Origin of the sequence: Desulfovibrio piger (genome assembly GCF_012843875.1) — a bacterium.
Classification (GTDB): domain Bacteria; phylum Desulfobacterota; class Desulfovibrionia; order Desulfovibrionales; family Desulfovibrionaceae; genus Desulfovibrio.
Map to the genome: position 1 here is coordinate 16,972 of NZ_JABAFY010000035.1, position 10,237 is coordinate 27,208.

Annotated in this window: 8 protein-coding genes; all 8 read left to right on the plus strand. The window is 62.7% G+C overall.

The window, feature by feature from the left end; all coding sequences use genetic code 11:
- Positions 1 to 131 precede the first annotated feature (131 nt).
- Positions 132 to 1,574: an anthranilate synthase component I family protein gene (locus HF854_RS09140; RefSeq protein WP_168935999.1), complete on the plus strand. Its 1,443-nt coding sequence runs from the start codon at positions 132 to 134 to the stop codon at positions 1,572 to 1,574.
- Entirely contained in the window at positions 1,555 to 3,147 is a 1,593-nt protein-coding gene (gene trpD / locus HF854_RS09145; RefSeq protein WP_168936000.1) for an anthranilate phosphoribosyltransferase, read from the plus strand. The genes HF854_RS09140 and trpD overlap by 20 nt, the downstream gene beginning before the upstream one ends.
- The gene (locus HF854_RS09150; protein WP_168936001.1) at positions 3,137 to 3,952 is read left to right on the plus strand and encodes an indole-3-glycerol phosphate synthase TrpC; all 816 of its coding nucleotides are present in this window, start codon (positions 3,137 to 3,139) and stop codon (positions 3,950 to 3,952) included. The genes trpD and HF854_RS09150 overlap by 11 nt, the downstream gene beginning before the upstream one ends.
- Positions 3,942 to 4,592, plus strand: a complete 651-nt coding sequence (locus HF854_RS09155; RefSeq protein WP_168936002.1) for a phosphoribosylanthranilate isomerase — start codon at positions 3,942 to 3,944, stop codon at positions 4,590 to 4,592. Before HF854_RS09150 ends, HF854_RS09155 begins: the two co-directional genes overlap by 11 nt.
- Before the next feature lie 83 nt (positions 4,593 to 4,675).
- Complete coding sequence (trpB, locus tag HF854_RS09160; RefSeq protein ID WP_168936003.1) at positions 4,676 to 5,866, plus strand: tryptophan synthase subunit beta; 1,191 nt, start codon at positions 4,676 to 4,678, stop codon at positions 5,864 to 5,866.
- Positions 5,867 to 6,055: 189 nt separating this feature from the next.
- Complete coding sequence (gene trpA, locus HF854_RS09165; RefSeq protein ID WP_168936004.1) at positions 6,056 to 6,823, plus strand: tryptophan synthase subunit alpha; 768 nt, start codon at positions 6,056 to 6,058, stop codon at positions 6,821 to 6,823.
- Between the two features lie 211 nt (positions 6,824 to 7,034).
- Positions 7,035 to 7,310, plus strand: coding sequence for a DUF2325 domain-containing protein (locus tag HF854_RS09170; RefSeq protein WP_168936005.1), 276 nt, complete (start codon positions 7,035 to 7,037; stop codon positions 7,308 to 7,310).
- A gap of 115 nt (positions 7,311 to 7,425) precedes the next feature.
- Entirely contained in the window at positions 7,426 to 9,648 is a 2,223-nt protein-coding gene (feoB, locus tag HF854_RS09175; RefSeq protein WP_204626240.1) for a ferrous iron transport protein B, read from the plus strand.
- Positions 9,649 to 10,237 lie beyond the last annotated feature (589 nt).

Consider the following 10,237-nt stretch of genomic DNA (forward strand, 5'->3'; position numbering starts at 1 on the left):
TGGCGCGCGAGTCAATGTACGGGGGACGTGCAGGCATAGCCTGTTGCGATTGATACGTCACATGCATTGAGCAAGCGCCGTTCCCCCACAGGGGAGCGGCGCTTTTTTTTATGTTTTGAAGGAATGACCCTATGAATACGACCACACTTCCCGACGCGGCCTCCCATGCTCCTCTCGTTTCCCTGCAGCAGCAGGCCCGCTGGCTGCCCGCCGACATGGATACGCCCATCAGCCTGTATCTGGGCATGGTGGGCCGGCAGGACGGCATCCTGCTGGAAAGCGCGGAGGTGGACGGCCGCTGGGGTCGCTACAGCGTCCTGGCCTGCGATATGGCCCTGTATGTCCGCTGCCGTGAGGGGCGGCTGGATCTGCGCATCGAGGACGAACGTCTTGCCCCTCTCGCCGTCCTGCAGGGGCTGCCTTTCGTGGAAGGCCTGCGCCGCCTGATGCAGGGCCTGCACCTGGAGGCCCCGGCACAGATCGACGGGCTCCCGGCCATCACCCGTGCCCTCTACGGCTGGGTGGGATTCGGTATGGCCTCCCTGTTCCAGCCCCGTCTGGCCGCGGTCATGCCGCCGGAAGAGGCGGAGAGCATGCTAGTGCTGCCCGGGACGCAGCTGGTCTTCGACCATCTGTACAACAGGCTGTGCCAGATCAGCCTGGGCGGACACCGAAAGGTGCTGGGCAGCCGCGGGGCGGAAGGAAATTTCACTGTCCGCGGCGATGTCCGTGCCGATCCCGGAGAGGCCGGCTACAAGGCCATGGTGGAAAAGATCAAGGCAATGCTGCACCAGGGCGAGGCCATACAGGTGGTGCCTTCCGTCAATTTTTCCGTGGCCTGCGAAGGGGATCCCTTCGTGCTGTACCGGCGCATGCGCCGTTACAATGCCTCGCCGTACATGTTTTTCATGCGCCTGGGAGATTTCTGCTTCTGGGGGGCCTCGCCGGAGGTCATGGTGCGCTGCGAAAAGGGGCGTCTGCAATTGTCGCCCATTGCCGGAACGCGCCGTCGCGGCCGGGACGATCTGGAAGACGCCCGGCTGGCGGAAGAATTGCGCAGCGACCCCAAGGAACAGGCCGAGCATGTGATGCTGGTGGATCTGGGGCGCAACGATCTTGGCCGGGTGGCCCAGCCCGGCAGCGTGAACCTGGAGCGTTGCATGGATGTGGAGCGTTTTTCCCACGTCATGCATCTGACCAGCCGGGTCACGGCCCGTCTGGCCCCGGGGCGGGATGCCCTGGACGTGCTGGCGGCCACTTTCCCGGCAGGGACGGTGAGCGGGGCGCCCAAGGTCAGGGCCATGGAGATCATCCGCAGCCTGGAAGGTCGTGCCCGCGGGCCCTATGCGGGCTGCATCGGCTGGCTGGGACTGGACAAGGACAGCGTGGATCTGGACATGGGCATCGCCATCCGCAGCATGTGGAGCCGCGAAGGGCGCCTGTTCTGGCAGGCCGGTGGCGGCATCGTCCATGACTCGGATGCCGCTCTGGAATGGAAAGAAGTTTGCAACAAATCAGCCATCATGCGCCTTGTGCTTGAAGAGGGTGACGACCATGTTCCTGCTCATCGATAATTACGATTCTTTTACCTACAACCTGGTCCAGGCGTTCTACGCCCTGGGGCACGAGCCCGTGGTGCTGCGCAACGACGATCCCGCCATCCTGGACATGGCCGCGGATCCCGCTCTGGAGATGGTCTGCATCTCGCCCGGGCCGGGACATCCCTCGCAGACGGGCTTCTGCCCCGAATTCCTGCGCCGCCTGCCGCACCATGTACCGGTGCTGGGCGTCTGCCTGGGCCATCAGTTGCTGGGCCTGCATGCCGGGGCGCGGGTGGATGTGGGGCCCTGCATCATGCACGGCAAGCAGTCCGAGATCGTGCACGACGGCAGCGGCCTGTTCGAAGGCCTGCCCAATCCCATGAAGGTGGCCCGCTATCATTCGCTGGTGGTCCATGCCGGAGAAGGGGAGGGCAATGCGCTGTTCACGGTGACGGCCCGCGCCCCTGAAGGCGAGGTCATGGCCCTGCAGTATCGCGACAGGCCGTGGGTGGGCGTGCAATTTCACCCCGAGTCCATCCTGACGCCGGACGGGCTGCGCCTGCTGGGCAATTTCCCGCAGGCCATCCTGCCCCGGCAGGGACGGGACGGCGGCATGGCCGAGGTGCTGGAACATCTGGCGCGGCGGGAAGACCTGACGGCGGACATGGCGTCCCGCAGCTTCGGAGCGCTCATGGACGGCAGACTGACGCCTGCCCAGGCCGGGAGCTTCCTCATGGGGCTGCGCATGAAGGGAGAAAGCTCTCTGGAACTGGCCCACGCCACCCGGGCTGCCCTGGCCCGAGCCGTGCGCGTGGAAGGCATCTCGGGTCCGTGCATCGATGTGGTGGGGACCGGCGGTGACGGCCGTCATTCCTTCAACTGCTCCACAGCGACGTCGCTGGTGCTGGCAGGCATGGGCTACAAGGTGGTCAAGCACGGCAACCGGGCTGTCTCGTCCACCTGCGGCAGTGCCGATGCCCTGGAGAGCCTGGGCATCCCGCTGGATACCGATCCCGCGGCGGTGGCGGATATGGTGGCCAAACGCAACTTCGCCTTCCTCTTCGCCCCGCATTTCCACCCGGCATTCAAGAATATCGGCCCGCTGCGCAAGGAGCTGGGGGTGCGTACCCTGTTCAATCTGCTGGGCCCCATGATCAATCCGGCCCGGCCCAGCCATCTGCTCATGGGGGTTGCCCGGCCCGAGCTGGTGCCCCTTCTGGCCGATACCCTGTCGCAGTCCGCGCTTTACCGGGCGGCGGTGGTCTGCGGGGCCGGGAATTATGACGAGCTGACGCCCATGGGCCCGGCCACGGCCATGCTGTTGCACAACGGCAGCGTCCGGCCGCTGGAGCTGGATCCGGCCGACTTCGGCTTCCAGAGCTGCACGCCGGAGGATCTGGCGGTAGAGAGCCGCGAGGAGGCTGTGGCAGTACTGCGCCGTCTGCTGGATGGCGAAGGCCCGCGTCCCATGCGCGACATGGTGGCCCTCAATGTGGGGCTGGCCATCTTCCTCATGGAAGAAGGGATGCCGCTGGATGTCTGCATGGCCCGTGCCCGTGAAGCGGTGCGTGCCGGTTTGGGAAGGAGGGTCCTCCATGCTGCTTGAGCGTTTCCTCTGGGCCAAGGCGGACGAAGTGGCACGGTTGCGGCAGCAGGAAAGGAAAGGGGCCCTGCCTGTTCCCTTCAGCGGGCAGCGCGGCGATTTTATCGCGGCCCTGCAACGACGGGAGGCAGGCGTGCCGCTGACCGTCATCGCGGAATTCAAACAGGCTTCACCGTCCCGCGGGCCCATCTGTCGCAGCCTGACGGTGGAAGAGGCTGCCCGGCAGTATGTGGCGGCCGGGGCAGGGGCCCTGTCCATCCTCACGGAACGGCGTTTTTTTGCCGGTGAGCTGGATTTTCTGGGGCGGGCGGCTGCCTGTTGCCCCGGGACGCCCCTGCTGCGCAAGGACTTTATCTTTGATCCGTTGCAGGTGCGGGCCACGGCAGCCACTCCGGCAGCGGCCCTGCTGCTCATCGTGGCTCTTACCCCGGATGCCGCGCTGTTGCGCCGTCTGCGGGAGCAGGCGGAAAGTCTCGGCATGCAGGCCGTGGTGGAAGTCTGCGGCAAAAAGGATCTGGTGCTGGCCCGGGAGAGCGGGGCGCGCATCATCCAGGTCAATGCCCGCGATCTGGATACGCTGCGGGTGGACAGACAGGCCTGCTTGGAGCTGGCACGGCAATGCCCGCCGGAACGGGGCGAGATCTGGATCGCTGCCAGCGGCATGGATCGCCGCGAGCATCTGGAAGAAGCCGCCCGGGCCGGATTCTCCGCCGCTCTGGTAGGGACGGCCCTCATGCAGGAAGGGCAGCCCGGTGCCGCGCTGCGGCGGCTGCTCCGCGGCCGGGAGGACGGGCATCATGCTGCTTAAATTCTGCGGTCTGCGGCGGCAGGAAGATGTGACGCTGGCAGCCCGGCTGGGGGCCACGCATTGCGGCTTCGTGTTCCATGCGGGCAGCCCCCGTTGTGTGGATGCCGTGACGGTCTCCCGCCTGGAGAGCGGGGACATGGTGCGTGTGGGCGTCTTCACCGGGCAGGACAGTGACGAGATAGCCCGCATCATGCGGCTGGCGCGACTGGACATGGCCCAGCTGCATGCAGACCAGTCCGTGGACTGTGCCCGTCAGCTGGGTGCGGAGCGGGTAATCCGGGTGCTGTGGCCGCAACGATATGGTGATACGGCCGCTCTGGAAGTCGCGGCGGGACAGTATGCCGACAGCTGTGCCCTGTACCTGCTGGATGCCGGCAGGTCAGGCGGCGGCAGCGGTCACACGCTGGCCTGGAAAACGCTGGGCGGCCTGCCCCTGCCCCATCCCTGGCTGCTGGCCGGGGGCATGTCGCCCGCCAACTTCCGTCAGGCGCTGACGGCGTGCCGTCCGGACGGCGTGGACTGCAATTCCGGCGTGGAAGATGCGCCGGGGCAGAAGGATGCCCGGGCCATGACGGATATGGCCCGCCTTGTCGAAGAAGTTTTCCGGGATGCTCCGGCAGATCCTTCCAGACGGGCCTGACGGCCTGATCCCGGCAGGGCTGGAGAGCCGGACGGATAAAAGTTATAAAATACGATACAGTTCAGATACAGTGGAGAACGACCATGAAGAAAGGCTATTTTGGCGAATTTGGGGGATGTTTCGTTCCTGAGTTGCTGATGCCGCCGCTGCTGGAAGTGGAAGCCGCCATGCGGGATATCATGCCGACGCAGCAATTCCAGGACGAGTTGCAGGATCTGCTGCACAATTATGCGGGGCGGCCCACGCCTCTGACCTTCTGTCCGCGCCTTTCCGAAGAACTGGGCTTTGAACTGTGGCTCAAGCGTGAAGACCTGCTGCATTCCGGCGCCCACAAGATCAACAACACCCTGGGGCAGGCGCTGCTGGCCAAGTATATGGGCAAGACCGCTCTGGTGGCCGAGACCGGTGCCGGGCAGCACGGTGTGGCCACGGCTGTGGCGGCCGCCCGTCTGGGCATGAGCTGCACCATCTATATGGGGGCGGAAGATGTGGAGCGGCAGGCGCCCAACGTCATGCGCATGCGCCTGCTCGGGGCCACCGTGCACCCGGTGGAAAGTGGTTCGCGCACGCTCAAGGATGCCATCAACGAGGCCCTGCGTGCCTGGATCGTCAGTCAGCAGACCACGCATTACTGCTTTGGTACGGCTGCGGGACCGCACCCCTTCCCCACGCTGGTGCGCATGTTCCAGCAGGTCATCGGACAGGAAGTGCGGGAACAGATGCTGGCCCGTGCCCAGCGCCTGCCGGATGCCGTGGTGGCCTGCGTGGGTGGCGGCTCCAACGCCATCGGCCTGTTCCATCCTTTCCTGGAGGACGAGCGCGTGCGCATCATCGGGGCGGAAGCCGCCGGTACGGGCGAGCCGGGTTGCTTCAATTCCGCGCCGCTCAATCTGGGCAGCCCCGGCGTGCTGCACGGCAACCGTACCATGCTGCTCCAGAACAGTGACGGCCAGATCGAGCCCTCGCACTCTGTTTCGGCCGGGCTGGATTATCCCGGCGTGGGGCCTGAGCATGCCTTCCTGCACAAGACGGGCCGTGTGCGCTATGTGATGGTCCGTGATGCCCGCGCTCTGGCCGCCTTTGAAAAGCTGTGCCATGCCGAAGGTATCCTGCCCGCCCTGGAATCTTCCCATGCTCTGGCCTGGGTCCTAGATCATCCCGAAGAGTTCGAGCCCGGCAGCAAGGTGGTGGTCAACCTCTCCGGCCGGGGAGACAAGGACTTGGCCATCGTGCGCAAAGCCCTGAACCTGCCGGAAAGCGGGGACATCTGCTAGCGCCATCCGCGGAATAGAGCCTCCGGCAACGGACGGGCAGGGGAGTCGCGCGGGGATGGTACATCCCCCGCGTGCGTGGAGAGGGAAAACAGGCTCATGCCTTGCTGTCGTTCGGGAAAAGCCGGCAGAGAGTCATATAACAACAGCCATAACGGGAGTGGTCGTCAACGGCCGCTCCGGGAGTTCGTCATGCATATCCTTGAAGAAAAGATCCGTGCGGCCCGTGCCGCCGGACGTCATGCCCTGATCCCCTTCGTGACCTTCGGTTTCCCGGATGAAAAACGCTTCTGGCCCGCTCTGGTGGAACTGGACGAGAGCGGGGCGGACATCATCGAGATCGGTGTCCCCTTTTCCGATCCTGTGGCCGACGGCCCAGTGGTGGAGGAGGCCTCGCGCCGGGTGCTGAGCGACGGTGTCTGTCTGGAACGGATCATGGAAGAGCTGAAGTTGCGCGCCGGTGTCTTCCGTGCGGGCATCGTCCTGATGGGCTACCTGAACCCCTTCCTGCAATACGGTCTGGAAAAGCTGGCTGTGGAGGCCCGCGAGGCCGGTGTGCATGGTTTCATCATCCCGGATCTGCCCTTTGAGGAATCCGGGGACATCCGCCGCATCTTCGCCGCACAGAGCCTGGCCCTGATCGCTCTGGTGGGTCCCAATACGCCGGAGGAACGGATGCGCCTGTATGCGGATGTCAGCGAAGGCTATGTCTATGTGGTCTCGGCCATGGCGACCACCGGGCAGCGCGCCCGCATGGAGATGCAGGTCGCCGAGACCCTGCAGCGGGCCCGCTCCGTGTTCCGCCTGCCGCTGGCGCTGGGCTTCGGTCTGGAGCAGCCGGAACAGATGCAGGGGCTGCCGCCGGACACCCTGCCTGATGCCGTGGTCTTCGGCAGTGCCCTGCTGAAGTATCTGGATGCCGGGAAACCAGCGGCCGAATTTATTGCACGCTGGAAGTAACACATAGGGATATATTGTTTTTTCAGAATTAGGTGAGGGCGGTATCGCGTGTTGCCCTTACCGGAAAAGAGGAGCCATCTCTGTCAGAGCAGGGACGGCTCCCCTTTTTTAAGGAGTTGTTGATTTTTTATTGACATTGAAATTTGCTTTCAATTAGGTTGGATCTGCAGCAAGTGGGGGCTGAGCGTGAAAACAAAATAAGGAGCCATATATGTGCGTCACTCTCATCGGCGGAATGGACAGACTCAAGCAGGACTATATCGCCGCTGCCCGTCAGGGGGGAGCAACCCTCAAATGCATCAGCCGTAACGAACGGAATTTTATGGACAAGATCGGCAACCCTGATGCCATCATCGTGTTCACCAACAAAGTCTCGCATGAAGCCAAGCGCAAGGCTCTGCTGCATGCCCGCTCCCGCAATATCCCCATCCATCTGGTGCACTCCTGCGGCGTGTCCAGTCTTCGGGATTGTTTGTTCTCTTCATAAATATTGACATTCATTTTCAAGTTGGGTAGGGTTCGGGAAATGAAATTCGTTTTTTCGAACCCTTACCTTTGTTTTGCCAATTAGTCACACAAGGCCTCAAAGAGGAGTTTTTGGAATGAGTGCTGAAGCCCGATTTGATGGTGGTCAGGGAAAAATGACCACGGGAGCGTTGCGGATCGCTCTGGCAGGCAATCCCAACTGTGGCAAGACCACGGTGTTCAATGCCTATACAGGCGCGCGGCAGCATGTGGGCAACTACCCCGGCGTCACGGTGGACCGCAAGGAAGGCCATGTGCGCCACGGCAACGCCGACATCACTCTGGTGGACCTGCCCGGGACCTATTCGCTGACCGCCTATTCCATGGAAGAGCTGGTCGCCCGAGCCGAACTGGGCAGCGGCGATGTCCAGGCCGTCATCAACGTGGTGGATGCTTCGGCTCTGGAGCGCAACCTGCTGTTGACCGTACAGATGATGGAGATGGGCCTGCCTGTGGTGCTGGTCTGCAATATGATGGACGAAGCCCGCAAGGCCGGCGTGCATATCGACATGGAGCGCCTGTCCGCGATGATGGGCATCCCTGTGGTGTCCGCCGTGGCCCGTACCGGCGAAGGCCTGCAGCAGGCTCTCGGTGAGGCGGTGCGCCTGGCTGGCGAAGGCCGGCACCAGGTGCTGGAGCTCAATTACGGCGCGGACATCGACGAAGGTCTGCGGGCCATGTGTGCCATCATCAACCGTGAAGGCCTGCTGAAAAAGTACGCGCCCCACTGGATCGCCGTGAAGCTCATGGAAGGTGACGCCGAGATACGCAAGGAAGTGCACCAGGCCAGCAGCGAGGCGGCGGCGGAACTTGATGCCGTACGCCGCAAGGTGGCCGAGCACATCCGTACCGGGCACAACATCTCCATGGAAGCCTACATCACGGATGCCCGCTACGGGTATATCCGCGGGCTGCTGCGTGACGGTGTGGTGCGCCAGGATGCGGGCAAAGACCGTCTGGCCCTTTCCGACAAGCTGGACAAGGTGCTGACCAATGCCTTTTTCGGCCCGCTCATCATGCTGGCCGTACTGTATGCCCTGTTCTATGTGACCATCGAGGTCGGCGCCTATCCCCAGGGCTGGGTGGAAGACGGCTGCGCCGCACTGGGCGAATTCTTTGCCGGGATCATTCCTGAAGGGGAGCTGCAATCCCTGGTGGTGGACGGCATCATCGGCGGCGTGGGCGGCGTGCTCAGCTTCGCGCCCCTCATCGTCATCATGTTCGCTCTCATCGCCTTCCTGGAAGACAGCGGCTACATGGCGCGCATCGCCTATATGATGGACCGCATCTTCCGCGCTTTCGGCCTGCACGGCGCCTCCGTCATGCCCTACATCATCGCGGGCGGCATCGCGGGTGGCTGCGCCATCCCCGGCGCCATGGCCACGCGTACCCTGCGCAGCCCCAAGGAAAAGCTGGCGACCCTGCTGACGCTGCCGTACATGAGCTGCGGCGCCAAGCTGCCCGTGTTCCTGCTGCTGGCTGCGGCCTTCTTTGGGGATCAGGCCCCGACGGTGATGATGCTGGTCATGCTGTCCGGCTGGGTATTCGCCCTGCTGGTGGCCCGCCTGCTGCGCTCCACCATCATCAAGGGGGAGGCGACTCCCTTCGTCATGGAACTGCCCCCCTATCGTCTGCCCACCCTGTTTAGCGTGCTCATGCACTGCTGGGAACGTACCTGGATGTATGTGAAGAAGGCCGGTACCGTGATCCTGGCCATCTCCATCATCATCTGGGCCGGTCTGACCTATCCCAAGCTGGATGAAGCCGAATCGGCCAAGTTCGACACGCAGATCGAGCAGCTCACGTCCCAGATGGAAGCCCTGCCTGCCGAAGACGAAGGCCGCGCTGCCCTGGAAGAGCAGATCACCAAGCTGGAAGAAGAGAAGGGGGCCGCCGAACTGGCTTACAGCTATGCCGGCCGCCTGGGTAAGGCCATCGAACCCCTGACCCTGCCCGCCGGTTTCGAATGGCGCACGGACATCGCCCTGCTGGCCGGTGTGGCCGCCAAGGAAGCCGTGGTCTCCACCATGGGCACGGCTTACTCTCTCGGTGACGTGGACCCCGAAGATGCCCAGAGCCTGGGCCAGTTGCTGCAGAGCAATCCCAACTGGAACAAGGCTACGGCCCTTTCCCTGATGCTCTTCGTCCTGCTGTACTCGCCCTGCTTTGTCTCCCTGGTGGTGATCCAGCGTGAGGCCGGGGGCTGGCGCTGGCTGATTTTCAGCATGGTCTTCAATACGCTGCTGGCCTTTGCCGTCTCCGTAGCAGCCTACCAGATCGGTCTGGTGGTCTGGGATTAGACCCGATATACGCTGAACGTCCGGTGACGGGTAACGTCGCCGCTATGAGGGGGGGGCTTTCTGGAGCCCCTCCTTTTTTGCAGGAATTTGGGAGATTGGCTGCCTCAAGCAGAAGGATCGCAAGGGAGTGTGGCATTCTTGGATACCTGCTGCCGAAAGTGGCATAGTTTTTCAGGGAGATTTTTGCCTGACGGGAAAAACGAAAGTATTACGGCGAAAGAGGAGGCTTTTTGCTTCCACTCATTTCCTCACCAGCAAGAAAAGGGTAGGGCCTGCGGTACACGAGGAAAAAACTGGTTGTGCCTGTTCATGTGAAGATCAGGGAGGGCAGGGGAAACCTGCCGGAGAAAAGTCTATGCGAGCCCAAACTTTGAAAGAATGGAATATGATGGATGTATAATTGATTTTTATATTATTATAGGTAGTTAGTCTAAAATTGCCTCAGTTTTTTGCAAATCCACAAATTTTTTGCGGAAAAATGCTTGACGGTGGAGTTGAAAAGGCGCATAAAACCGTTCGCGCCAACGAGCTGGCCACGTCCGAAAGGGCGACGGGAAAAGAAATTTTCCCGGATGGCAAAAAAGTTCTT